This window comes from Streptomyces corallincola (genome assembly GCF_019104725.1).
Classification (GTDB): Bacteria; Actinomycetota; Actinomycetes; order Streptomycetales; family Streptomycetaceae; genus Streptomyces; species Streptomyces corallincola.
Genome location: NZ_JAHRXF010000009.1, coordinates 60357 through 84004, shown reverse-complemented (window position 1 = coordinate 84004; position 23648 = coordinate 60357). Strand labels below are relative to the sequence as shown.

21 protein-coding genes are annotated in these 23648 nt (G+C 73.2%); 2 read left to right on the top strand and 19 right to left on the bottom strand.

Annotated features, from left to right (window positions below):
• Nucleotides 1–366: 366 nt before the first annotated feature.
• Nucleotides 367–1785, bottom strand: coding sequence for an RsmB/NOP family class I SAM-dependent RNA methyltransferase (locus KUM39_RS09105; protein ID WP_217784940.1), 1419 nt, complete (start codon nucleotides 1783–1785; stop codon nucleotides 367–369).
• 115 nt (nucleotides 1786–1900) lie between these two features.
• The gene (fmt, locus tag KUM39_RS09100; protein WP_217784939.1) at nucleotides 1901–2833 is read right to left on the bottom strand and encodes a methionyl-tRNA formyltransferase; all 933 of its coding nucleotides are present in this window, start codon (nucleotides 2831–2833) and stop codon (nucleotides 1901–1903) included.
• Nucleotides 2834–3053: 220 nt separating this feature from the next.
• Between fmt and KUM39_RS09095 the strand changes: the two genes are divergently transcribed.
• Nucleotides 3054–3587: a hypothetical protein gene (locus KUM39_RS09095; RefSeq protein WP_217784938.1), complete on the top strand. Its 534-nt coding sequence runs from the start codon at nucleotides 3054–3056 to the stop codon at nucleotides 3585–3587.
• A 153-nt stretch (nucleotides 3588–3740) separates the two neighbouring features.
• On the opposite strand, the gene KUM39_RS09090 is transcribed toward KUM39_RS09095, so the two are convergent.
• From KUM39_RS09090 to pyrR, 14 genes are all read right to left on the bottom strand, one after another.
• Nucleotides 3741–5987: a primosomal protein N' gene (locus KUM39_RS09090; RefSeq protein ID WP_217784937.1), complete on the bottom strand. Its 2247-nt coding sequence runs from the start codon at nucleotides 5985–5987 to the stop codon at nucleotides 3741–3743.
• Between the two features lie 141 nt (nucleotides 5988–6128).
• Nucleotides 6129–7352: a methionine adenosyltransferase gene (gene metK, locus KUM39_RS09085; protein ID WP_217784936.1), complete on the bottom strand. Its 1224-nt coding sequence runs from the start codon at nucleotides 7350–7352 to the stop codon at nucleotides 6129–6131.
• A gap of 263 nt (nucleotides 7353–7615) precedes the next feature.
• Entirely contained in the window at nucleotides 7616–8818 is a 1203-nt protein-coding gene (gene coaBC / locus KUM39_RS09080) for a bifunctional phosphopantothenoylcysteine decarboxylase/phosphopantothenate--cysteine ligase CoaBC (protein ID WP_217784935.1), read from the bottom strand.
• Between the two features lie 150 nt (nucleotides 8819–8968).
• Nucleotides 8969–9241: a DNA-directed RNA polymerase subunit omega gene (gene rpoZ, locus KUM39_RS09075; protein WP_039649019.1), complete on the bottom strand. Its 273-nt coding sequence runs from the start codon at nucleotides 9239–9241 to the stop codon at nucleotides 8969–8971.
• A 65-nt stretch (nucleotides 9242–9306) separates the two neighbouring features.
• Nucleotides 9307–9900: a guanylate kinase gene (gene gmk, locus KUM39_RS09070; protein ID WP_217784934.1), complete on the bottom strand. Its 594-nt coding sequence runs from the start codon at nucleotides 9898–9900 to the stop codon at nucleotides 9307–9309.
• Between the two features lie 60 nt (nucleotides 9901–9960).
• Nucleotides 9961–10284, bottom strand: a complete 324-nt coding sequence (locus KUM39_RS09065; protein ID WP_217784933.1) for an integration host factor, actinobacterial type — start codon at nucleotides 10282–10284, stop codon at nucleotides 9961–9963.
• Nucleotides 10285–10517: 233 nt separating this feature from the next.
• Nucleotides 10518–11378, bottom strand: a complete 861-nt coding sequence (gene pyrF, locus KUM39_RS09060) for an orotidine-5'-phosphate decarboxylase (RefSeq protein WP_217784932.1) — start codon at nucleotides 11376–11378, stop codon at nucleotides 10518–10520.
• Nucleotides 11375–12481 (bottom strand): quinone-dependent dihydroorotate dehydrogenase, encoded by a 1107-nt coding sequence (locus KUM39_RS09055; RefSeq protein WP_217784931.1) that lies wholly within the window; start codon nucleotides 12479–12481, stop codon nucleotides 11375–11377. The genes pyrF and KUM39_RS09055 overlap by 4 nt, the downstream gene beginning before the upstream one ends.
• 55 nt (nucleotides 12482–12536) lie before the next feature.
• The gene (gene carB / locus KUM39_RS09050) at nucleotides 12537–15845 is read right to left on the bottom strand and encodes a carbamoyl-phosphate synthase large subunit (RefSeq protein ID WP_217784930.1); all 3309 of its coding nucleotides are present in this window, start codon (nucleotides 15843–15845) and stop codon (nucleotides 12537–12539) included.
• Nucleotides 15838–16980, bottom strand: coding sequence for a glutamine-hydrolyzing carbamoyl-phosphate synthase small subunit (gene carA / locus KUM39_RS09045; protein ID WP_217784929.1), 1143 nt, complete (start codon nucleotides 16978–16980; stop codon nucleotides 15838–15840). Before carA ends, carB begins: the two co-directional genes overlap by 8 nt.
• A complete protein-coding gene (locus KUM39_RS09040; protein WP_217784928.1) occupies nucleotides 16977–17579 on the bottom strand; it encodes a PH-like domain-containing protein in 603 nt (200 codons plus the stop codon). The genes carA and KUM39_RS09040 overlap by 4 nt, the downstream gene beginning before the upstream one ends.
• Nucleotides 17576–18862, bottom strand: coding sequence for a dihydroorotase (locus KUM39_RS09035; RefSeq protein WP_217784927.1), 1287 nt, complete (start codon nucleotides 18860–18862; stop codon nucleotides 17576–17578). Before KUM39_RS09035 ends, KUM39_RS09040 begins: the two co-directional genes overlap by 4 nt.
• Nucleotides 18863–18867: 5 nt before the next feature.
• Nucleotides 18868–19878: an aspartate carbamoyltransferase catalytic subunit gene (locus tag KUM39_RS09030; RefSeq protein WP_217784926.1), complete on the bottom strand. Its 1011-nt coding sequence runs from the start codon at nucleotides 19876–19878 to the stop codon at nucleotides 18868–18870.
• Nucleotides 19879–19971: 93 nt separating this feature from the next.
• Nucleotides 19972–20544 carry a bifunctional pyr operon transcriptional regulator/uracil phosphoribosyltransferase PyrR gene (gene pyrR / locus KUM39_RS09025; protein WP_217784925.1) on the bottom strand — a complete coding sequence of 191 codons (573 nt, stop codon included), beginning with the start codon at nucleotides 20542–20544 and terminating at the stop codon, nucleotides 19972–19974.
• Nucleotides 20545–20793: 249 nt separating this feature from the next.
• On the opposite strand from pyrR, the gene bldD reads away from it, so the two are divergent.
• Nucleotides 20794–21297 carry a transcriptional regulator BldD gene (gene bldD / locus KUM39_RS09020; RefSeq protein WP_217784924.1) on the top strand — a complete coding sequence of 168 codons (504 nt, stop codon included), beginning with the start codon at nucleotides 20794–20796 and terminating at the stop codon, nucleotides 21295–21297.
• 96 nt (nucleotides 21298–21393) lie between these two features.
• Here the strand turns inward: bldD and nusB are convergent, their stop codons facing one another.
• From nusB to KUM39_RS09005, 3 genes are read right to left on the bottom strand one after another with little or no spacing between them, the layout of a single operon-like run.
• The gene (nusB, locus tag KUM39_RS09015; RefSeq protein WP_217784923.1) at nucleotides 21394–21822 is read right to left on the bottom strand and encodes a transcription antitermination factor NusB; all 429 of its coding nucleotides are present in this window, start codon (nucleotides 21820–21822) and stop codon (nucleotides 21394–21396) included.
• A 2-nt stretch (nucleotides 21823–21824) separates the two neighbouring features.
• Nucleotides 21825–22391, bottom strand: a complete 567-nt coding sequence (gene efp / locus KUM39_RS09010; RefSeq protein ID WP_217784922.1) for an elongation factor P — start codon at nucleotides 22389–22391, stop codon at nucleotides 21825–21827.
• A gap of 55 nt (nucleotides 22392–22446) precedes the next feature.
• Nucleotides 22447–23553: an aminopeptidase P family protein gene (locus KUM39_RS09005; protein ID WP_217784921.1), complete on the bottom strand. Its 1107-nt coding sequence runs from the start codon at nucleotides 23551–23553 to the stop codon at nucleotides 22447–22449.
• Nucleotides 23554–23648: the final 95 nt, after the last annotated feature.

Sequence of the window (23648 nt, the reverse complement as noted above, 5' to 3'; positions counted from 1 at the left end):
ACAGCCACGACCGTTCGTCGTACGAGTCCGGGCATCCCCGAGGTGCCGGTACGACGATATGCCCCCGCCTGTGGACAACCCGGAGCACGGAACGCGCCGGACGGGGAGCCTGAACCCATGCGACTCCTCGACCCGGCCCACGCCGTCCCCCCGAACCCCGCCCGCACCCCGGCCTGTGCTCGGACCCCGAACCGCGTCCGGACCCCGGCGCACGCTCGGACTCCGACCCACGTCCGGACCCCGACGCACGCTCGGACTCCGACCCACGTCCGCACCCCGACCTGCGCTCGGACCCAGGCCCGCGCTCGCACCCCGGCCCGTGTGCCCGGAGCCCCCCGTGTGCCCGGAGCGGCCCGTCCGCCCGGTTCAGCCCGTGCGGCGCACCAGCGCCAGGTACATCGCGTCCGTGCCGTGCAGATGCGGCCAGAGCTGGACGTCCGGTCCCTCGCCCAGCTCGGGTACGCCGTCCAACAGGGGCCGCGCGTCGATCAGTTCGGTCTGCGGATACTGCTTGAGAACGTCCGCGACGACCGCGCGGGTCTCCGCGAGATGCGGCGAGCAGGTCGCGTAGCCGACGACTCCGCCGACCCGGACCGCCTCCAGCGCGGTGCCCAGCAGGGCCCGCTGGAGGGGCGCGAAGTTCTCCAGGTCCTCGGGCCGCCGCCGCCACCGCGCCTCGGGGCGACGGCGCAGCGCGCCGAGCCCGGTGCACGGCACGTCCACCAGGACCCGGTCGAAGCTGCCGGGCCGCCACGGCGGACGGGTCCCGTCGGCGGCGATCACCTGATAGGGACCGGGGTTGCCGTGCAGGGCCCGCTCCACCAGTCCGGCACGGTGCGGCTGCTTCTCGGAGGCGAGCAGCGCCGCCCCGCGCCCGGCGGCCAGCGCGGCGAGCAGCGCCGCCTTGCCGCCGGGTCCGGCGCAGGCGTCCAGCCAGCGGGTGTCGGGTCCGTCCAGGGGGGCGTGGGCCAGCGCCAGCGCGACGAGCTGGCTGCCCTCGTCCTGGACACCGGCCCGCCCCTCGCGCACCGCGTCCACCGCGCCGGGTTCGCCGCCCTCGGCGAGCCGGACGGCATAGGGGGACCAGCGGCCCGGCTCCGCGCTGTCCTCGCGGAGCAGTTCCGCGGTGGTGGCGCGGCCGGGGCGGGCGACGAGGGTGACCTCGGGCCGCTCGTTGTCGGCGCGCAGCAGTTCCTCGATACCGGCCCGCCCGCCGCCGAGGGAGTCCCAGAGCGCGGAGACGACCCAGCGCGGGTGCGAGTGGACGACGGCGAGGTGGTCCTCGGGGTCGTCGTCGTAGGACGGCGCGACCTTGGCCAGCCAGCCGTCGAGGTCGTCCTGGGCGATCTTGCGCAGCACGGCGTTGACGAACTTGGCGCGTCCGTCGCCGAGCACCACACGGGCCAGCTCCACGGAGGCCGAGACCGCCGCGTGGGTGGGGATGCGGGTGCCGAGCAGCTGGTGCGCGCCGAGGCTCAGCACGTCGAGCACGGGCGGGTCCACCTCGCGCAGCGGACGGTCCACGCAGGCGGCGATCACCGCGTCGTAGGTGCCCTGGTGGCGCAGCGTGCCGTAGACGAGCTCGGTGGCGAGCGCGGCGTCCCGTGTGTCGAAGTCGCCCTTCGCGCGGGCCTTGCGCAGCAGCGGCGGCAGCACGAGGTTGGCGTAGGCGTCCCGTTCGTCCACCGCGCGGAGCGCCTCGAAGGCGAGGAAGCGGACGGGGTCCTTCTGGGGACGTCGGTAGGGCTTGGCCGGCTTGCGGGGCCGCCCGGACTGCTCGCTCACGAAAAGGTGCTCCGGATGTAAGGAAGGGGGTGCCGTCCCAGCCTACGCCGCGACGGCTCCACGCCCCTCCGGAGCACCGGGCGCCCCAGCCTCCCCGCTCCCGGCCGACCGGGGGTCAGCCGCCGAGGAGTTCGCCCTCGGTGATGCGGGTGCCGCGGGCCCAGTCGGCGGCGCGCATCGGCTTCTTGCCCTGGGCCTGCACCCACAGCAGCTCGACCGCGTGCGAACCGGTGCCCACGTGCACGCTGTTCTTGCCGACCGAGGGGTGTCCCGGCGCGAGGTCGGTGCGCTCGGGCACCTGGGCGACCTGGATCAGCTTCAGCCGCTCACCGCGGAACGTGGTCCAGGCGCCGGGCGCCGGGGTGCAGCCGCGCACCACCCGGTCCACGCGGAGCGCGGGCGCCGCCCAGTCCACGCGGGCGTCCTCGACCGTGATCTTCGGGGCGAGACTGATCCCGTCCTCGGGCTGGGTGACGGCCTTGAGGGTGCCGTCCTCGATGCCGTCCATCGTGGCGGCGAGCAGTCCGGCGCCCGCGAAGGCGAGCCGGGTGAGCAGGTCGCCGCTGGTGTCGGTGGGGCGGACGGCCTCGGTGAGGGTGCCGTAGACCGGCCCGGAGTCGAGGCCCTCCTCGATGAGGAAGGTGGAGGCGCCGGTGATCTCGTCACCGGCCAGCACCGCGTGCTGCACGGGCGCGGCACCGCGCCAGGCGGGCAGCAGCGAGAAATGCAGGTTGACCCAGCCCTGCCGGGGGATGTCCAGCGCCACGCGGGGCAGCAGCGCGCCGTAGGCGACCACGGGGCAGCAGTCCGGGGCGATCTCGGCGAGCCGCCGCAGGAAGTCCTCGTCACGCGGCTTGACCGGCTTCAGCACCTCGATCCCGGCCTCCACCGCCCGGTCGGCCACGGGCGACGCGATCAGCCTGCGGCCCCGCCCGGCCGGTGCGTCGGGCCGCGTGACGACGGCGGCCACCTCGTGCCGCCCGGAGGCGAGCAGGGCGTCGAGGGCGGGAACGGCGACCTCGGGGGTTCCGGCGAAGACGAGCTTCATGGGCGGGATCGGGCCTCTCGGGCGGGGGCGGCGGGCAGCGCACCAGTCTATGACCCGCGCGACGGTGTGGTGCCGGGGCGTCGGGACGGCGTACGCATATGCCCGTGCGCCCCCAGCCCGTGACCAGTGGAGCGTACGGGCGTTGGTCAAGACAGAGTTGACCACATCGGACCGCTTTCGCGGCCCAGTTCCTTTCAACGCCGGTTCGAGAGGCTTGTTCATGGCCGACCACGCAACCCACGACGCCCAGGCCCGTGCCAGCCTGCACTTGCTGGTGCGGGACATCGAGCGGGTCCGCCGGCAGGTGGACGCACTGCGCACCCTGACCGCCCAGTTGGGCAACGTGTACCGTCCGCGCCGCTCCGGCCCCGCCACGGGCTTCGTCGTCTACGGGCGCGCCCCCGCCCCCACCGTCCGGCTCGCCCAGGAACTCCGCGACAGCGTCGAGACCTTGGTGACGGCGGCCGTGGACTTCGACCGTTCCCTCGGCTTCTCCTGGGACGCGGTGGGCTCCGCCCTCGGCGTCACCAAGCAGGCGGTGCACCGCCGTTACGGCGCCCGTCGCGCCGCCGCGCAGACCGTCACCGAGACCGAGCAGCCCGTGGAGACGCCCGTTCCCCGCCCCCTGGGCATCGGCGGCCCCCTCCCCACGGTCCCCGCCGCCCGCTCCATGCCCACCCAGCCCACCTCCGGCAGCCCCGTCCTCCGCGAGGACGCCCGCGCCACCCCCTTCCCGGCCCCCCGGAACGGCTGACCCCCCACCCCTGGCTGTGCCACCACAGCCAGGGGCACGGCGAACTCCCCAGAGGCACGGGGAACCGTCCAGGGGCGCCCCGGAGGCACGGGGAACCGCGCGACGAGCCGCGGCGCACCCGCGCTCAGGAACGCGCCCCGCCCCGACGGGCCCTCACCCGATGTCCGGAGGATCGACCCGTACCCGGACGGGCTCCTCGTTCCCCCGGGCCATCCGCGCGGCCTGGGCCGCCTTCAGCGCCCCGGCCAGCGCGGCCCCGCTCCCCGGCCGCACCCGCACCAGCGCCCGCACCGGTTCCTCCCCGCCCACCGGCCCGCCCGTCCGCCGAGCCGGCCCCTGGGGCGCGGGCACCGGCACCGGCCCCAGCACCTCGGCGTCGGGGGGCAGTTCGACCGTCTCCAGGAACCCGGCGACGGCCCCGGGCGAACCGGAGACGGCGGCCATCCGGGACACCGGCGGAAACCCCAGCTCGGCCCGCTCGGACAGCTCCCGCACCGCGTGCCCGACAGGGTCCCACCGCACCAGCGCCTGCACGGGCCGCAACGTGGGCTCGGCGACGACGACCACGATCCCCCCCTCCGGCTGCGGACGCACCAGCGCCGCCGCCGCGATCCAGCGCCGCAACGCGTCCTCGCCCGCGCGCAGATCGGGCCGCCCGAGCAGCGCCCAGCCGTCCAGCAGCAGAGCGGCGGCGTACCCGCCCTCCGCGACCGGCTCGGCGCCCGGTGTGCTCACCACCAGCGCGGGCGCGTCCGGCACGGTGTCCAGCACCTGTTCGCGCCCCGAGGTCCGCACCGGGACGGCGGGAAAGGCACGCCCCAGCTCCTCGGCGGTCCGCCGGGCACCCACCACCTGGGCCCGCAGCCGGAACCCCCCGCACTCCGGGCAGTGCCAGGCCGCCTCGCTCCGCCCGCACCAGGCGCAGTGCAGCGGCCCAGCGTCGGCCGCCTCCAGCGGGCCCGAGCAGTGCGTGCAGCGGGCGGGCTCCCGGCACTGGGCGCAGGCCAGCCGGGGGACGTAGCCGCGCCGGGGCACCTGGACGAGCACCGGGCCGTGTTCCAGTCCCTCGCGGACCGCCTGCCAGGCGGGGGTGGGCAGCCGGGCGGCGCGCGCCGCCCCGTCGCGCGCGAGGTCGCCGTCCCCGACGGTCCGCACGCGCGGCGCGGTCCGCCGTACCTGCTCGCGGTCGGCGGTCAGCGGGCGCGCCCAGCCGCTCTCGACGAGCTGCGCTGCCTCCACCGTGCAGCTCCGACTGCCCAGCAGGAAGGCGCACTTGTCGAGGGCGGCCCGTTGCAGCAGGACGTCGCGGGCGTGCGGCTGCGGGGCGTGCGGCTCGCTGTGGCTGTCGTCGCCGTCGTCCCAGACGACCAGCAGCCCCAGCTCCCGGACCGGCGCGAACATCGCGGCGCGGGTGCCGACCACGGCCCGTACCGAGCCGCGCCGGACCGCGAGCCACTGCGCGTACCGCTCGGCGGGCCCGGAGGCGGCGGTGAGCAGGGCGTGCCGCCCCGGGCCGAGCAGCGCGGTGAGGTCGGCGTCCACGCGGGCGGCGGCGCGTCCGTCGGGGACGACGACGAGCGCGCCGCGTCCGGAGGCGAGGGTGGCGGCGACGGCGCGGGCGATCTCGGCACTCCACTCCGGGCCGGGCAGGGTGTTCCACACGGCGCGGGGGGACGAGCCGGAGGCGAGGGCGGCGAGGAAGGCGGGGCCCTGCGCGTAGCGCCGCCAGGAGCCGGGCTCCGGTGCGGGGGGCGGGGGCAGCGGGTCGGGCGAGGGACGTTTCTCGGCGGCGGCGCTGCGCGGGGGCACGGCCAGTTGCAGTACGTCCGCCAGGCTGCCCGCGTACCGGTCGGCGACGGCGCGGGCCAGGCCGAGGAGTTCGGCGCCGAGCACCGGCTCGGGCGAGACGACCTGGGCGAGGGCGGCCAGTGGGCCCGTGTAGTCGGACGCGGCCCGGCGCTCGATCAGGAATCCGTCGATCAGCGCGCCGCCCTCGCGGCGCCCCTCGCGCACCCGGTGCCGTCCGGCGCCGAACCGCACCCGGACCCGTACGCCGGGCTGCGCGTCGGCGTCGAGTTCCTCGGGGACGGCGTAGTCGAAGTACCGGTCGAGGTGGAGCACGCCCTTGTCCACCAGCACGCGGGCGACCGGCAGGTGTTCCGCGACGGCGGCGCCCCGCCAGGTGCGCGGCTTGGCGCGCGGCACCTTCGCCTCGCGCACGCTCTCCCGGATGAGCGCGAGCTGCTCCGGCGGCGCCCCCGCGGCACCGCCCTCCGGTGCCCGCGCGGCGCCGCCCTCCCGGGCCTCCTCGGCACCGCCCTCCCGGGCCTCCTCGGCACCGCCCTCCCGCGCCCCCTCGGCACCGCTCTCGCCGTCCCCCGGCCCGTTCTCGCTGCTCACCCTCGCATTGTTCCAAATGCCACCGACAACGCCGCCCCACCGCCGCCGGACGCACCCGCTTCCCGCGCCCGGGAACGCCGGTGCCCGGCCTCCCCCGAAGGGAAGAGCCGGGCACCGGTGGAGCGGAACGCGGGAAGGGTTCTACAGCCCCGCGGCCGTGCGCAGCGCGTCCACGCGGTCCGTGCGCTCCCACGTGAAGTCGGGCAGCTCACGGCCGAAGTGGCCGTACGCGGCGGTCTGCGCGTAGATCGGGCGGAGCAGGTCGAGGTCGCGGATGATCGCGGCCGGACGCAGGTCGAAGACGTCGTCGATGGCCTTCTCGATCCGCTCCGGCTCCACCTTGTGGGTGCCGAAGGTCTCGACGAAGAGACCGACCGGCTCGGCCTTGCCGATGGCGTAGGCGACCTGGACCTCGCAGCGCGCGGCCAGCCCCGCCGCCACGACGTTCTTGGCCACCCAGCGCATGGCGTACGCGGCGGAGCGGTCCACCTTGGACGGGTCCTTGCCGGAGAAAGCGCCGCCGCCGTGCCGGGCGAAGCCGCCGTAGGTGTCGATGATGATCTTGCGGCCGGTGAGTCCGGCGTCGCCCATCGGGCCGCCGATCTCGAAGCGGCCGGTCGGGTTGACCAGCAGGCGGTAGCCCTCGGTCTCCAGCTTGATGCCGTCCTCCAGCAGCGCCTTCAGCTCCGGCTCCACCACGAACTCGCGGATGTCGGGGGCGAGCAGCGACTCCAGGTCGATGTCGGAGGCGTGCTGCGAGGAGACGACCACGGTGTCGAGACGGACGGCCTTGTCGCCGTCGTACTCGATGGTTACCTGGGTCTTGCCGTCGGGGCGCAGGTAGGGGATGGTCCCGTTCTTGCGCACCTCGGAGAGGCGCTTGGAGAGCCGGTGCGCCAGGAAGATCGGCAGCGGCATCAGGGTGGGCGTCTCGTCGGAGGCGTACCCGAACATCAGGCCCTGGTCTCCGGCGCCCTGCTTGTCCAGCTCGTCGGAGGCGTCGTCCCCGGCGGAACCCTCGACCCGCGACTCGTACGCCGTGTCCACACCCTGCGCGATGTCCGGGGACTGCGCGCCGATGGACACCGAGACGCCGCAGGAGGCACCGTCGAAGCCCTTCTTGGAGGAGTCGTAGCCGATCTCCAGGATCTTCTCGCGCACCAGTTGGGCGATGGGCGCGTAGGCCTTGGTGGTGACCTCTCCGGCCACGTGGACCAGGCCGGTGGTGATCAGCGTCTCGACGGCGACGCGGGACGTGGGGTCCTCGCGGAGCAGTGCGTCGAGGATGGTGTCGCTGATCTGGTCAGCGATCTTGTCGGGGTGACCTTCGGTCACGGACTCCGAGGTGAACAGGCGACGGGACACAACGCTCCCTGGGGTTGCAGCGGCTGCTGGCTGATCATGGGCGGACCACGCGGGGAGCTGCGCCCCGTGTCGTCCGTGGACAGTTTATCGGTCGGCCTCCGCCACCGGGCCACCCGTCTCGCCACTCGGGAGCCCTGTGACCTGCGGCACGGGCATTTCGCACCACGGCTCCGGGCCCGGCCGGGCCCGGCACGCGGGCTTCTCCGGCCGGTCCGGCCGGTGCGCCGCGCGGGCCGCGATCCCACCGTACGGCGGAGCCCCGTTCAGCCCAGCCGCGCCGCGACGAGGTCCCACACCACGTCGGCCAGGGCCTCCTTCGGGCCGTGCGGTACGGGGGTCTCGGTGCCGTCGGCGCCGAGCACGACGGCCTCGTTCTCGTCGGCGCCGAAGGTCCTGCGCTCGCCCACCTCGTTGACGACGAGCAGGTCACAGCCCTTGCGGGCCAGCTTGGCGCGGCCGTTGGCGAGCACGTCGTCGGTCTCGGCGGCGAAGCCGACGACGACCTGCGCGGGGCGCGGGCGGTCGGCGGAGAGCTCGGCGAGCACGTCGGGGTTGCGGACCAGGGCGACGGGCGCGGGCTCCTCGCCGTCCCTCTTCTTGATCTTCCCGGCCGCGTGGACGGCGGGCCGGAAGTCGGCGACGGCGGCGGCCATGACCACGGCGTCCGCGTCGGCCGCCGCCTTGAGCACCGCCTCGCGCAGCTGTACGGCGGTGCCGACGGGGACCACGTCCACCCCGGCCGGGTCGGGCAGCGCGGTGTTGGCGGCGACCAGGGTGACCCGGGCGCCGCGCGCGGCGGCGGTGCGGGCCAGCGCGTAACCCTGCTTGCCGGAGGACCGGTTGCCGAGGAAGCGCACCGGGTCCAGCGGCTCGCGGGTGCCGCCCGCCGAGACGACGACGTGCCGTCCCCTCAGGTCGGGCTCGGTGACCCCGCGGGCCAGGACGCGGCGGCAGACCTCGAAGATCTCCGCCGGGTCGGGCAGCCGTCCCTTGCCGGTGTCCGCGCCGGTGAGGCGGCCGGTGGCGGGCTCGATGACGACGGCGCCCCGGCGGCGCAGGGTGGCGACGTTCTCCCGGGTGGCCGGGTGCTCCCACATCTCGGTGTGCATGGCGGGCGCGAACACGACCGGGCAGCGCGCGGTGAGCAGCGTGTTGGTGAGCAGGTCGTCGGCGAGGCCGTGCGCGGCCCGCGCGAGGGTGTCGGCGGTGGCCGGGGCGACCACGACGAGGTCGGCCTGCTGGCCGATCCGGACGTGCGGCACCTGGTGCACGTCGTCCCAGACCTCGGTGGCGACCGGGTGTCCGGACAGCGCGGACCAGGTCGCGGCGCCGACGAAGTGCAGCGCGGAGGCGGTGGGCACCACGCGCACGTCGTGGCCGGACTCCGTGAGCCTGCGCAGCAGCTCGCACGCCTTGTAGGCGGCGATCCCGCCGCTGACCCCCAGCACGACCCTGGACTTGTCCACCGTCTCTCCGTCTCTCCCCGGTTCGGCAACGCAGGGGTCTCCCCCGCGCACGGCTCCGTCGCGTACGGGTCCATCACACACCACAGGCCCGGCAGGGACACTGCCGGGCCTGTGGTGGAAAGCGATGGCGACCGCCGGTCACGGACGCGGTTACTGAGCCGGGCCCTCGATGGCCTCGGAGGTCAGCAGACCCGCGTTGATCTCGCGCAGGGAGATCGAGAGCGGCTTCTCGTGGACGTGGGTGTCCACGAGCGGACCGACGTACTCCAGGAGGCCCTCGCCGAGCTGGGAGTAGTACGCGTTGATCTGGCGGGCACGCTTGGCCGCGTAGATCACCAGGCTGTACTTGGAGTCGGTGGCCTCAAGCAACTCGTCGATCGGCGGGTTGATGATGCCCTCGGGCGCGGTGATGGAAGAGGACACGCTCTACCTTCCGATGGGTGGGAAAGAATCCGCCGTGCCGATCCGGCCACGGACAGCGGCCACGATCACACGACATCCATCAAGGCTAGCAGCTCGCGGGCCACACCCTCGACGGAGGTGTTCACCAGCGTACGGTCGAACTCCGGCTCGGCGGCCAGTTCGGTGCGCGCGGCGTCGAGGCGGCGCTCGATGACCTCGGGGGGTTCGGTGCCCCGGCCGGTCAGCCGCCGGACCAGTTCGTCCCAGGAGGGCGGGGCGAGGAAGACGAGCTGCGCCTCGGACATGGACGAGCGGACCTGCCGGGCGCCCTGGAGATCGATCTCCAGCAGCACCGGGGCGCCGTTCTCCAGCCGCTCGATGACGGCGGCGCGGGGGGTGCCGTAGCGGTTTCCGGCGAACTCGGCCCACTCCAGCAGCTCGCCGTTGGCGATGAGCTTGTCCATCTCCTCGTCGGTGACGAAGAAGTAGTGGACGCCGTGCTGTTCACCGGGGCGGGGCTTGCGGGTCGTCGCCGACACCGAGAGCCAGACGTCCGGGTGTTCCTTGCGCATATGAGCGACGACCGTGCTCTTGCCGACCCCCGAGGGGCCGGAGAGCACGGTCAGCCGCGGACGTGCGTTGGGGGGTACGGGGGTCGTCCCCCCAGGTGTTGCTGCCATGCGGCGATTATTCCAGCAATACCGGAGTGCCCCGCACTCCAGGTCCTCGCGGACCGGGCCTCAGGAGCCGGTGCTGCCGAACTCCCGCTCCAGCGAGGCGACCTGGTTGGTGCCGAGACCCCGCACACGGCGGCTCTCGGAGATCCCGAGCCGCTCCATGATCTGCTTGGCGCGGACCTTGCCGACGCCCGGCAGGGACTCCAGGAGCGCGGAGACCTTCATCTTGCCGATGACTTCGTTGTCCTTGCCCTGCTTGATGACCTCGTGCAGGGAGGCGCCGGAGTGCTTGAGTCGATTCTTGACCTCGGCCCGCTCCCGGCGAGCCGCGGCGGCCTTTTCGAGCGCGGCTGCGCGCTGTTCAGGGGTAAGGGGCGGTAGAGCCACGCCTACGTCACCTCGGATGTCGAACTGTCGGATACGGACCGGTGGGGAAACCTGGGAGGCGTCCCCACTGCTCGGAGACTAGCGGTCAAGTCCGCCGGAGTCAGCGAGAACAGCGGAAAAGTACAGGTCAGCCGCTGTGAGGCCGGACTATTCGGGCATACTGCCCGCGATGTGGGGATGTATTCACACCCCGCGCGGCCCACCGCCGCCCATGTGAACGCCACCGGCGGTTCTCAGCCGCCCGCGACGGCCGCCGCGATCTCCTCCGCGAACCGCCCCGCGGCGGCCCGCAGCGCTCCGACGTCGGGTCCCGCCCGCAGCACGCCCCGGCTCACGTTCGGCACGACCGCGGGCAACGCGGCCCCGAACACCCGGCCCAGACCGGCCGGGGTGGCACCCTGCGCGCCGACCCCGGGCGCGAGGAGCGGACCGTTGATCAGCAGGTCGTACGAGGAGAGGTCGCCCACCGTGGCGCCGACGACCGCGCCGAACGAGCCGAGCGGGACCGCGCCCGCGTTCTCCGCCTTCAGCCGGGCCAGCACCGAGGCGCCGACCCCGCGTCCGTCGGCGCCGACCGCGTGCTGCACCTCGGGGCCCTCCGGGTTGGAGGTGAGCGCCAGCACGAACAGGCCGGTGCCGGTCTCCCGGGCCAGCGCGAACGCCGGGGCGAGCGAGCCGTAGCCGAGGTACGGCGAGACGGTCAGGGCGTCGGAGAACAGCGGGGCGCCGGGGCGGAGGAACGCCTCCGCGTAGCCGGTCATGGTGGAGCCGATGTCGCCGCGCTTGGCGTCCATCACCACCAGGGCACCGGCGGCGCGGGCCTCGCGGACCACGTCCTCCAGGACGGCGAGGCCGCGTGAGCCGAACCGCTCGAAGAAGGCGATCTGCGGCTTCAGCACGGCGACCCGGTCGGCCACCGCCTCGACGACCGTGCGGCCGAACCGCTCCAGACCGGCCACGTCGTCGCCGAGGCCCCACGCGGTGAGCAGCGCGGCGTGCGGGTCGATGCCGACGCAGAGCGGGCCGCGCTCGTCCGTCGCACGGCGCAGCCGGGCGCCGAACGGCTCCGGGGTGCCGGGGGCGTGCGTGCTCATGCGGTCCTCCTGACATCGGCGCCGACGGCGTCGGCGAGGGTGGGGTACGGGCTGTCGCGCAGCCGGGCGGCCAGGCCCCTGTGGATCGCGCGGGCCCAGAAGGGGCCCCGGTAGACGAAGGCGCTGTACCCCTGGACCAGGGTGGCCCCGGCCAGGATGCGCTGCCAGGCGTCCTCGGCGGTCTCGATGCCGCCGACACCGACCAAGGTGACCCGGTCGCCCACCCGTGCGTGGAGGCGGCGCAGCACCTCCAGGGAGCGGGCCTTGAGCGGGGCGCCGGACAGGCCGCCGGTCTCGGCGGTCAGGGCGGCCGGGGAGCGCAGGCCGAGGCCGTCGCGGGCGATGGTGGTGTTGGTGGCGATGATGCCGTCCAGGCCGAGTTCCACGGCGAGGTCCGCGACGGCGTCCACGTCCTCGTCCGCGAGGTCGGGGGCGATCTTCACCAGGAGCGGGACGCGCCGGGCGCCGGTGGCCCGGTCGGCTGCCTCGCGGACGGCGCCGAGCAGCGGGCGCAGCGCCTCGGTGGCCTGGAGGTTCCGCAGGCCGGGGGTGTTCGGGGAGGAGACGTTGACCACGAGGTAGTCGGCGTGCGGGGCGAGCCGCCCGGCGGACTTCACGTAGTCCGCCACCGCGTCCGCCTCGGGGACGGCCTTGGTCTTGCCGATGTTGACGCCGACGATCGTGCGGAACACCGGCTCGCGGGCGGCGAGGCGGGCGGCGACGGCGGCCGAGCCGTCGTTGTTGAAGCCCATCCGGTTGATCAGGGCGCGGTCCGGGACCAGCCGGAACAGCCGCTTCTTCGGGTTGCCGGGCTGGGGTTCGCCGGTGACGGTGCCGATCTCGACGTGGTCGAAGCCGAGCATCGACATCCCGTCGATGGCGACGGCGTTCTTGTCGAACCCGGCGGCGAGCCCGAACGGGCCGTGCATGCGCAGACCCAGCGCCTCGGTGCGCAGCTCCTCGTGGCGGGGGGCGAGGGCGGCGGCCAGGAAGGTGCGCAGCACGGGGACGCGGGCAGCGAGCCTGATCCAGCGGAACGCCAGGTGATGGGCGCGCTCGGGGTCCATCCGCGTGAAGACGAGCGTGAAGAAGGTCTGGTACATGGTGTCCTCGTGAAGAAGGGGGACACCGTTTCCGGTGTCCCCCTCGGGCTGGCTGCTAGTCGCGGGCCGCGGTCAGGAACTCGGCGTGTTCCTGGAGCGAGCGGACTCCGACGCCGCCGTGGTTGAGGGCGTCGATGCCCTGGACGGCCGCCGCGAGCGCCTGGACGGTGGTCAGGCAGGGCACGGCGCGGGCGACGGCCGCGGTGCGGATGTCGTAGCCGTCGAGCCGGCCGCCGGTGCCGTACGGCGTGTTGACGATGAGGTCCACCTCGCCGTCGTGGATGAGCTGGACGACCGTCTTCTCGCCGTTGGGGCCGGTGCCCTCGGACTGCTTGCGCACGACGGTGGCGTTGATGCCGTTGCGGCGCAGGACCTCGGCGGTGCCGGAGGTGGCGAGCAGTTCGAAGCCGTGCGCGACCAGTTCGCGGGCCGGGAAGATCATCGAGCGCTTGTCCCGGTTGGCGACCGAGATGAACGCGCGGCCCTTGGTGGGCAGCGGGCCGTACGCCCCGGCCTGCGACTTGGCGTACGCCGTGCCGAAGACGGAGTCGATGCCCATGACCTCGCCGGTGGAGCGCATCTCCGGGCCGAGCACGGTGTCCACGCCCCGGCCGTGGATGTCCCGGAAGCGGGACCACGGCATGACGGCCTCCTTGACGGAGATCGGCGCGTCCAGCGGGAGTTCCCCGCCGTCGCCGGTCTTCGGCAGCAGGCCCTCGGCGCGCAGCTCGGCGACGGTCGCGCCCAGCGAGATGCGGGCGGCGGCCTTGGCGAGCGGCACGGCGGTGGCCTTGGAGGTGAAGGGCACCGTGCGGGAGGCGCGCGGGTTGGCTTCGAGGACGTAGAGGATGTCACCGGCCAGCGCGAACTGGATGTTGATCAGACCGCGTACGCCGACGCCCTTGGCGATGGCCTCGGTGGAGGCGCGCAGCCGCTTGATGTCGAAGCCGCCGAGGGTGATCGGGGGCAGGGCGCACGCGGAGTCGCCGGAGTGGATACCGGCCTCCTCGATGTGCTCCATGACCCCGCCGAGGTACAGCTCCTCACCGTCGTAGAGGGCGTCCACGTCGATCTCGATGGCGTCGTCGAGGAAGCGGTCCACGAGGACCGGCCGGGAGGGGCTGATCTCGGTGGACTCCGCGATGTACGCCTCCAGGCGGGACTCGTCGTAGACGATCTCCATGCCGCGTCCGCCGAGGACGTAGGAGGGCCGGACCAGGACCGGGTAGCCGATCTCGTCCGCGATGGCCTTGGCCCCGGCGAAGGTGGTGGCGGTGCCGTGCTTGGGCGCGGGCAGCCCCGCCTCCTCCAGGACGCGGCCGAAGGCGCCCCGGTCCTCGGCGGCGTGGATGGCCTCGGGCGGGGTGCCGACGATGGGCACGCCGTTGTCCTTGAGGGCCTGCGCGAGGCCGAGCGGGGTCTGCCCGCCGAGCTGGACGACGACGCCCGCGACGGGTCCGGCCTGCTGCTCGGCGTGCACGATCTCCAGGACGTCCTCCAGGGTGAGCGGCTCGAAGTAGAGCCGGTCGGAGGTGTCGTAGTCGGTGGAGACGGTCTCCGGGTTGCAGTTGACCATCACGGTCTCGTACCCGGCGTCGGACAGCGCGAAGGAGGCGTGCACGCAGGAGTAGTCGAACTCGATGCCCTGGCCGATGCGGTTGGGCCCGGAGCCGAGGATGATCACCGCAGGCTTCTCGCGCGGGGCGACCTCGTTCTCCTCGTCGTAGGACGAGTAGAAGTACGGGGTCCGCGCGGCGAACTCGGCGGCGCAGGTGTCCACGGTCTTGTAGACCGGGCGGATGCCAAGGGCGTGCCGCACCTCGCGCACCACGTCCTCGCGCAGGCCGCGGATCTCGCCGATCTGCTGGTCGGAGAAGCCGTGCCGCTTGGCCTCCGCGAGCAGGTCCGTGGTCAGCTCGGGCGCGTCGGCCAGCTCGTCGGCGGTCTCCTTGATCAGGAAGAGCTGGTCCACGAACCAGGGGTCGATCTTCGTGTACGCGAAGATCTCCTCCGGGGTGGCGCCCGCGCGGATCGCCCGCATGACGGTGTTGATCCGGCCGTCGGTGGGGCGGACGGACTCCTCCAGCAGCGCGGCCTTGTCGCCGGGGTCACCGGTGAAGGCGAACTGGCTGCCCTTGCGCTCCAGCGAGCGCATGGCCTTCTGGAACGCCTCGGTGAAGTTGCGGCCGATGGCCATCGCCTCACCGACCGACTTCATGGTGGTGGTCAGCGTGGAGTCGGCGCTCGGGAACTTCTCGAAGGCGAACCGGGGCGCCTTGACGACGACGTAGTCGAGGGTGGGCTCGAAGGAGGCCGGGGTCTCGCGGGTGATGTCGTTGGGGATCTCGTCCAGCGTGTAGCCGACGGCGAGCTTGGCCGCGATCTTGGCGATGGGGAAGCCGGTGGCCTTGGAGGCGAGCGCGGAGGAGCGGGAGACGCGCGGGTTCATCTCGATGACGATGACCCGGCCGTCCTCGGGGTTGACCGCGAACTGGATGTTGCAGCCGCCGGTGTCCACGCCGACCTCGCGGATGATCGCGATGCCGACGTCGCGCAGCAGCTGGTACTCGCGGTCGGTGAGGGTCATGGACGGGGCGACGGTGATGGAGTCGCCGGTGTGCACGCCCATCGGGTCGAAGTTCTCGATGGAGCAGACGACCACGACGTTGTCGCTCTTGTCGCGCATCAGCTCCAGCTCGTACTCCTTCCAGCCGAGGATGGACTCCTCCAGGAGGACCTCGGTGGTGGGCGAGAGGGTGAGGCCCTGTCCGGCGATGCGGCGCAGTTCCTCCTCGTCGTGCGCGAAGCCGGAACCGGCGCCGCCCATCGTGAAGGACGGGCGGACGACGACCGGGTAGCCGCCGAGGACGTCCACACCGCCGAGGACGTCGTCCATCGTGTGGCAGATGACGGAGCGGGCGGACTCGCCGTGCCCGATCTTCTGCCGGACGGCCTCGACGACGCCCTTGAACAGGTCGCGGTCCTCGCCCTTGTGGATGGCCTCGGGGCGGGCGCCGATCAGTTCGACGCCGTACTTGGCGAGCACCCCGCTGTCGTGCAGGGAGATCGCGGTGTTCAGCGCGGTCTGGCCGCCCAGGGTGGGCAGCAGGGCGTCGGGGCGCTCCTTGGCGATGATCTTCTCGACGAACTCCGGGGTGATCGGCTCGACGTAGGTGGCGTCCGCGATCTCGGGGTCGGTCATGATCGTCGCCGGGTTGGAGTTGACGAGGATCACGCGCAGGCCCTCGGCCCGCAGGACGCGGCACGCCTGGGTGCCGGAGTAGTCGAACTCGGCGGCCTGGCCGATGACGATCGGGCCGGAGCCGATGACCAGGACGGACTGGATATCGGTGCGCTTAGGCACGCTGGCCCTCCAACAGGGTGACGAAGCGGTCGAACAGGTAGGCGGCGTCGTGCGGGCCGGCCGCCGCTTCGGGGTGGTACTGGACGGAGAAGGCGGGGCGGTCGAGCAGCCGCAGTCCCTCCACGACGTCGTCGTTGAGGCAGACATGGCTGACCTCGGCACGCCCGTAGGGGGTGTCGGAGACCTGGTCGAGCGGCGCGTCCACGGCGAACCCGTGGTTGTGCGCGGTGACCTCGACCTTGCCGGTGGTGCGGTCCTGCACGGGCTGGTTGATGCCCCGGTGGCCGTACTTCAGCTTGTAGGTGCCGAAGCCGAGGGCGCGGCCGAGGATCTGGTTGCCGAAGCAGATGCCGAACAGCGGGGTACCGCGCTCCAGCACGGCCCGCATCAGCGCGACGGGGCCGTCCGCGGTGGCGGGGTCGCCGGGGCCGTTGGAGAAGAACACCCCGTCGGGGGCGACCGCGTACACCTCGTCGGGAGTGGCGGTGGCGGGCAGCACGTGCACCTCGATGCCGCGCTCGGCCATCCGCTGCGGGGTCATGCCCTTGATGCCGAGGTCGATGGCGGCGACGGTGAACCGCTTGGTGCCGACGGCGGGGACGACGTACGCCTCCTTGGTGGCGACCTCCTCGTAGAGGCTGGCGCCCTTCATGTGCGGCTGCGCCTGGACCCGGCCGAGGAGTTCGGTGTCGGGGTCGAGGTGCTCGCCGGAGAAGACCCCGGCCCGCATGGAGCCGCGTTCGCGCAGATGGCGGGTGAGGGCGCGGGTGTCGATGCCGGAGATGCCGACCACGCCCTGGGCGACCAGCTCGTCGTCCAGGGAGCGCCGGGAGCGCCAGTTGGAGGGCACGCGGGCGGGGTCGCGCACCACGTAGCCGGAGACCCAGATCCGGCTGGACTCGTCGTCCTCGTCGTTCCAGCCGGTGTTGCCGATCTGCGGGGCGGTGGCCACCACGATCTGCCGGTCGTACGAGGGGTCGGTCAGGGTCTCCTGGTAGCCGGTCATGCCGGTGGAGAACACGGCCTCGCCGAAGGTCTCCCCCACGGCCCCGAAGGCTCGGCCGCGGAAGACGCGGCCGTCCTCCAGGACGAGAACGGCGGGAGTCCTGGCGGCTCCCCTGGTGGAGGTGGTCATCGTGCGCCTTCCGTGTCGTCGGTCAGGTGGTGCGCGGCTCCGGCGGGGTGGCCGTCGGTGCCGGTCATGCGGTTGAGGGCGGTGACCCACTCGGGGTGCTCGGCCGCGCGGTCGGAGCGGAACCCGGAGTCGATCAGGGTGTCGCCGTGCTCCCAGGTCACCACCAGCAGGCCGCCCTCGGTGAGGACCTTGCCCGCGATGCCCTTGTCGAGCCGGGCGCCGCGCAGGGCGGCGGCGGGGACGAAGAAGTCGCGCGCGCCGGGGCGCTCCACCTCCAGGCCCGCGTCGGTGAGGGTCAGCCCGGCCCTGCTGCGGGTGCCGAGGCCGTGGGCGACGATCCGGTCCAGCCACTGCCCGGCGGTGGTGGAGCCGTGGTACCGGCCGCTCATGGTCAGTGTCGCCTCACCGGGCGTCTCCGGCGCGGTGGGCAGGTCGGGCAGGCCGCCCTGGAGGGTGCCGCGCCAGCGCCAGCCCTCGCGCATCAGCCAGTAGACGAGCACGACGAAGAGGGCGAGGCCGACGAGCCAGCCGATGCGGCCCGACCAGTCGGTGACCTCGGCGGACCTCTTCGCCTCGGCCAGCAGGATTGCGGATGTCACGTGAGCTTCCCGTCTACGAGCGTGGCCTTGCCCCGCAGCCAGGTGTGGGTGACCCGGCCCGGCAGCTCACGGCCCGCGTAGGGGGTGTTCCGGCTGCGCGAGGCGAAGCCCGCGGGGTCCACCTGTCCACGGTATGCGGTGTCCACCAGCGTCAGGTTGGCGGGCTCGCCCACCGAGACGGGGCGGCCGTGCCCGGTGGCCGCGCCGATCCGGGCGGGCGCGACGGACATGCGGTCGGCGACCCCGGCCCAGTCCAGCAGCCCGGTGTCGATCATGGTGGCCTGCACCACGGACAGGGCGGTCTCCAGGCCGACCATGCCCATCGCGGCGGCCGGCCACTCGCAGTCCTTGTCCTCGTGCGGGTGCGGGGCGTGGTCGGTGGCGACGATGTCGATGGTGCCGTCGGCCAGCGCCTCGCGCAGCGCCCGCACGTCCCGCTCGGTGCGCAGCGGGGGGTTCACCTTGTAGACGGGGTCGTAGCTGCGGACCAGTTCGTCGGTGAGCAGCAGGTGGTGCGGGGTGACCTCGGCGGTGACGTCGATGCCGCGCGACTTGGCCCAGCGGACGATCTCCACCGAACCGGCGGTGGAGAGGTGGCAGATGTGCACGCGGGAGCCGACGTGCTCGGCGAGCAGCACGTCACGGGCGACGATGGACTCCTCGGCGACGGCGGGCCAGCCGCCGAGGCCCAGCTCGGCGGAGACGACCCCCTCGTTCATCTGGGCGCCCTCGGTGAGCCGGGGCTCCTGGGCGTGCTGGGCGACGACCCCGCCGAACGCCTTCACGTACTCCAGGGCGCGCCGCATGATCACCGCGTCGTCCACGCACTTGCCGTCGTCGGAGAAGACGGTGACCCCGGCGGCGGATTCGTGCATGGCACCGAGTTCCGCGAGCTTCTTCCCCTCCAGGCCGACGGTGACGGCGCCGATGGGCCGCACGTCGCAGTAGCCGTGCTCGCGGCCGAGCCGCCAGACCTGCTCGACCACGCCCGCGGTGTCCGCGACGGGGAAGGTGTTGGCCATCGCGAAGACGGCGGTGTAGCCGCCGGAGGCGGCGGCGCGGGTGCCGGTGAGCACGGTCTCGGAGTCCTCGCGGCCCGGTTCGCGCAGGTGGGTGTGGAGGTCCACCAGGCCCGGCAGCAGCACCTTGCCCGCGGCCTCGACGATCTCGGCGCCGTCGGCGTCCAGCGCGGTGCCGACCGCGGCGATCACGCCGTCCTCGACGAGGACGTCCCGCGGGTCGCCGCCGAGCACCTTGGCGCCGCGGATCAGGGTCTTGCTCATGGGGTTCACTTCTCCTCGGCCGCGTGGGCGGTGGACGCGGTTCGTTCGGCGGACGGCTGCCGGGACAGGGCGGGTTCGTTCCCGCCGAGCAGCAGGTACAGGACGGCCATGCGGACGGACACCCCGGCGGTGACCTGCTCGATGGCGGTGCAGCGCGGGGAGTCCGCGACCTCGGCGGTGATCTCCATGCCCCGCACCATCGGGCCGGGGTGCATCACGACGGCGTGCTCGGGCATCCGCGCCATGCGCTCGCCGTCGAGGCCGTAGCGGCGGGAGTACTCGCGCTCGGTCGGGAAGAACGCGGCGTTCATCCGCTCGCGCTGCACCCGCAGCATCATCACCGCGTCGGACTTGGCGAGCGTGCTGTCGAGGTCGTAGGACACCTCGCACGGCCAGCTCTCCACGCCGACGGGGACCAGGGTGGGCGGGGCGACGAGGACGACCTCGGCGCCCAGGGTGTGCAGCAGATCGACGTTGGAGCGGGCGACCCGGCTGTGCAGGATGTCCCCGACCACGGTGACCCGGCGCCCGGCGAGGTCGCGCCCGAGGGCCGCCTCCCGGCCGAGCAGCCGGCGGCGCAGGGTGAAGGCGTCCAGCAGCGCCTGGGTGGGGTGCTGGTGGGTGCCGTCGCCCGCGTTGATCACGGCCGAGTCGATCCAGCCGGAGTTGGCCAGCCGGTAGGGGGCGCCGGAGGCGCCGTGCCGGATGACGACGGCGTCCACGCCCATCGCCTCCAGGGTCTGCGCGGTGTCCTTCAGGGACTCGCCCTTGGAGACGCTGGACCCCTTGGCGGTGAAGTTGATGACGTCGGCGGAGAGCCGCTTCTCGGCGGCCTCGAAGGAGATCCGGGTCCGGGTGGAGTCCTCGAAGAAGAGGTTGACGACCGTCCGGCCGCGCAGGGTCGGCAGCTTCTTGATGGGCCGGTCGGCCACGCGGGCCATCTCCTCGGCGGTGTCGAGGATCAGGACGGCGTCGTCGCGGGTCAGGTCGGCGGCCGAGATGAGATGGCGCTGCATCTGTCAGGCTCCGTAAGGCAGTTCGATCGGGAGGTTTCGGGGCAGACCGGGCGTGCGTGGGCATGCCGGAGCAGCCGGGCACGCGGGAGTGCGCTACTGGTCGGCGGGCTTGGCGCCGAGCAGCACGGTGTCCCGGCCGTCTTCCTCGGCGAGCAGGACCTTGACCGTCTCCCGCAGCGACGTGGGGAGGTTCTTGCCGACGTAGTCGGCGCGGATCGGCAGTTCGCGGTGGCCCCGGTCCACCAGGACCGCGAGCTGCACCGCGCGGGGGCGCCCGATGTCGTTCAGGGCGTCCAGGGCCGCGCGGATGGTGCGCCCGGAGAAGAGGACGTCGTCCACCAGGACGACGAGGCGCCCGTCGATGCCGTCGCCGGGGATCTCGGTGCGGGCCAGCGCGCGCGGCGGCTGGAGGCGCAGGTCGTCGCGGTACATGGTGATGTCGAGGGAGCCCACCGGGATCTTCCGGTCGGTGATCTGCTCCAGCTTGGCGGCGAGCCGCTGGGCGAGGAAGACGCCACGGGTCGGGATGCCGAGGAGCACCACGTCGTCGGCGCCCCTGGCGCGTTCGACCACCTCGTGGGCGATGCGGGTCAACACCCGTGCGATGTCGGGGCCTTCGAGTACGGGCCGCGCGTCGGTCGCGGGCGGATTCGCGTGCGAGTCCATGAAAGAGGACCTCCTTCTCCGCCTCACGGGACGGACCTTAAAGGACGTCTGATTTGCGCCATCCACGGTAGCAGGTCGCTGCGGGTCCCCGTTCACCCGGTCGGCCCAACCGGGCCCGGCCGTCGCGGAAGCGTCGGTGTGGACCATTCGGCTTGACGCATGAGAGTCACGCTGCGTAACCTCACAGTGAGTTACCAGCCGCGCGGCGGGAACCGGCCGACCGCGTTGACACAGTGTCCGGGGAGCTATATGTCCAGCGAATACGCCAAACAGCTCGGGGCCAAACTCCGGGCCATCCGCACCCAGCAGGGCCTTTCCCTCCACGGTGTCGAGGAGAAGTCCCAGGGCCGCTGGAAGGCCGTGGTGGTCGGTTCGTACGAGCGCGGCGACCGTGCCGTGACCGTGCAGCGCCTCGCCGAGCTGGCCGATTTCTATGGCGTCCCCGTGCAGGAGCTGCTGCCGGGCACCACGCCGGGCGGGGCCGCCGAGCCGCCGCCCAAGCTGGTCCTGGACCTGGAGCGGCTGGCCACCGTGCCGGCCGAGAAGGCGGGCCCGCTCCAGCGCTACGCGGCGACCATCCAGTCCCAGCGCGGCGACTACAACGGCAAGGTGCTCTCGATCCGCCAGGACGACCTGCGCACCCTCGCCGTCATCTACGACCAGTCCCCCTCGGTGCTGACCGAGCAGCTCATCAGCTGGGGCGTGCTGGACGCGGACGCCCGCCGGGCGGTCGCCGCCCACGACGAGGGCTGATCCCGCTCCGGCGGGCGCAGAAACGTGCCGCCGGGGTGGCCGGAACCCATCGGTTCCGGCCACCCCGGCGGTTTTTCCGGCTGAGCCGCGGTGCGGTCAGGCGCGGCGGAGCGAGGGCTTCAGCTCCTTGAAGCGCCCGAGCAGACCGTTGACGAAGGCGGGCGACTCGTCCGTGGAGAACTCCTTGGCGAGCTGCACCATCTCGTCCAGCACGACGGCGTCCGGGGTCTCGTCCACCCAGATCAGCTCGTAGGCGCCGAGCCGCAGCAGGTTGCGGTCCACGACCGGCATCCGGTCGAGGGTCCAGCCCACCGCGTACTGCGCGATCAGGTCGTCGATGCGCCGGGCGTGCTCCGCGTACCCCTCGACGAGCTGCATCGTGTACTCGCTGACCGGCGGCTGCCGGGTGTCGGACCGGGAGAGCCGGACCCAGTCGGCGAGCACCGTCAGGACGTCGGCACTCCGCTGGTCCCCCTCGAAGAGGATCTGGAAGGCGCGCTTGCGGGCCGTGTTGCGGGCAGCCACGGTTAGCCGTTCACCCGGCCGAGGTAGTCGCTGGTACGGGTGTCCACCTTGATCTTCTCGCCCGTGGTGATGAACAGCGGGACCTGGATCTGGTGGCCGGTCTCCAGCGTGGCGGGCTTGGTGCCACCGGTGGAGCGGTCGCCCTGGACGCCCGGCTCGGTCTCCTGGATGACCAGCTCGACGGCGGTCGGCAGCTCCACGAAGAGCACCTCTCCGTCGTGCTGGGCGACGGTGGCGGTGAAGCCCTCGATCAGGAAGTTGGCGGCGTCGCCGACGGCCTTGCGATCGACCATGAGCTGGTCGTACGTCTCCATGTCCATGAAGACGAAGTAGTCGCCGTCCATGTACGAGAACTGCATGTCGCGCTTGTCAACGGTGGCCGTCTCGACCTTGACGCCGGCGTTGAAGGTCTTGTCCACGACCTTGCCGGAGAGCACGTTCTTGAGCTTGGTGCGCACGAAGGCCGGGCCCTTGCCGGGCTTGACGTGCTGGAACTCGACGACGGACCAGAGCTGGCCGCCTTCGAGCTTGAGCACCAATCCGTTCTTCAGGTCGTTCGTGGAAGCCACGGTTGCGGAATCTCCTGGACTTGACGACGACCAGGCGCACGCGCACACCGTGAGGCTAGAGCGCGAGCAACTCCTTGGTCGTGATGGTGAGTAGCTCGGGTCCGCCGTCCGCCTCGGGGCGCACGACGAGCGTGTCATCGATCCGGACACCGCCCCGGCCCGGAAGGTGGACCCCGGGTTCGACGGTGACCGGCACGCAAGCGTCCAGTTTACCCATTGCCGAAGGGGCCAGCCGAGGGTCCTCGTCGATTTCGAGTCCGACCCCGTGTCCGGTCGCCTCCGGGAGGGCCGCCGCGTACCCCGCGGAGTCCAGGACCTGGCGCGCGGCCCGGTCCACGTCCCGGTATCCGGTGCCCGGTGTGAGCGCCTCGCGGCCCGCCCGCTGGGCGGCGAAGACCAGGTCGTACAGCTCGATCTGCCAGTCGGCGGGCGAGGTGCCGATGACGAACGTACGGCCGATCTCGCAGCGGTAGCCCCGGTAGGCGGCGCCCAGGCAGACGGAGAGGAAGTCGCCCTCCTCCACCCGCCGGTCGGTGGGCCGGTGCCCGAGGCGCCCGGAGTGCGGGCCAGTGGCGACCGAGGTGGCGAAGGCGGGCCCCTCGGCGCCGTGATCCACCAGCCGGCGTTCCAGCTCCAGCGCGAGATGCCGTTCGGTGCGGCCGACGAGGATGGACTCCAGCAGCTCGCCGAGGGCCTGGTCGGCGATCTCGGCGGCGATCCGCAGACAGGAGATCTCCTCCTCGTCCTTGACGATCCGGAGCTGCTCCACGGCCCCGCCCACGTCGGCCAGGCGCAGCGCGGGGGCGGCGCCCGCGAGGGCGCGGTGCCGGGCGACGGTCAGATGGTGCTCCTCGACGGCCAGCGAGTCGGCGCCCCGCCCGGCGGCGAGCCCGGCCGCGGCGACGGCGGTGTCCCCGCCCGGCGCGGGCAGCACGGCGATGCCCAGGGCCTCGTCGGGGCGGCCGTCGGCGGGCCGGTCCTCCAGCGGATGGGCGCACACCAGGGTGTCCCCGGTGCCGCCGAGCAGCAGCACGGCACCGCGCGGGGCGGCGCCCGCGAGGTAGCGGACGTTGGCGGGGCGGGAGACGAGCACGGCCGCGGTGCCGGCCGCGGCACAGCGCTCCCTGAGCACGGATCGGCGGGTCGCGTACACCTCAGACATGACACGAGCGTAGGAGCTGTGTCCGGCTTGTGCCGGTTGGCGGGGTCCGAGTGGGGTCACCGGTCCACGGCCGGGGCGGCACGGCGGCGAAGCCC

What these genes read in the sequence shown, in the direction of transcription:
- fmt (WP_217784939.1), bottom strand. Translation starts at nt 2,833, where the DNA reads ATGAAGCTCGTCTTCGCCGGAACCCCCGAGGTCGCCGTTCCCGCCCTC.
- KUM39_RS09095 (WP_217784938.1), top strand. Translation starts at nt 3,054, where the DNA reads ATGGCCGACCACGCAACCCACGACGCCCAGGCCCGTGCCAGCCTGCAC.
- gmk (WP_217784934.1), bottom strand. Translation starts at nt 9,900, where the DNA reads ATGGCAGCAACACCTGGGGGGACGACCCCCGTACCCCCCAACGCACGT.
- pyrF (WP_217784932.1), bottom strand. Translation starts at nt 11,378, where the DNA reads ATGAGCACGCACGCCCCCGGCACCCCGGAGCCGTTCGGCGCCCGGCTG.
- KUM39_RS09055 (WP_217784931.1), bottom strand. Translation starts at nt 12,481, where the DNA reads ATGTACCAGACCTTCTTCACGCTCGTCTTCACGCGGATGGACCCCGAG.
- carA (WP_217784929.1), bottom strand. Translation starts at nt 16,980, where the DNA reads ATGACCACCTCCACCAGGGGAGCCGCCAGGACTCCCGCCGTTCTCGTC.
- KUM39_RS09035 (WP_217784927.1), bottom strand. Translation starts at nt 18,862, where the DNA reads ATGAGCAAGACCCTGATCCGCGGCGCCAAGGTGCTCGGCGGCGACCCG.
- KUM39_RS09030 (WP_217784926.1), bottom strand. Translation starts at nt 19,878, where the DNA reads ATGCAGCGCCATCTCATCTCGGCCGCCGACCTGACCCGCGACGACGCC.
- pyrR (WP_217784925.1), bottom strand. Translation starts at nt 20,544, where the DNA reads ATGGACTCGCACGCGAATCCGCCCGCGACCGACGCGCGGCCCGTACTC.
- bldD (WP_217784924.1), top strand. Translation starts at nt 20,794, where the DNA reads ATGTCCAGCGAATACGCCAAACAGCTCGGGGCCAAACTCCGGGCCATC.
- KUM39_RS09005 (WP_217784921.1), bottom strand. Translation starts at nt 23,553, where the DNA reads ATGTCTGAGGTGTACGCGACCCGCCGATCCGTGCTCAGGGAGCGCTGT.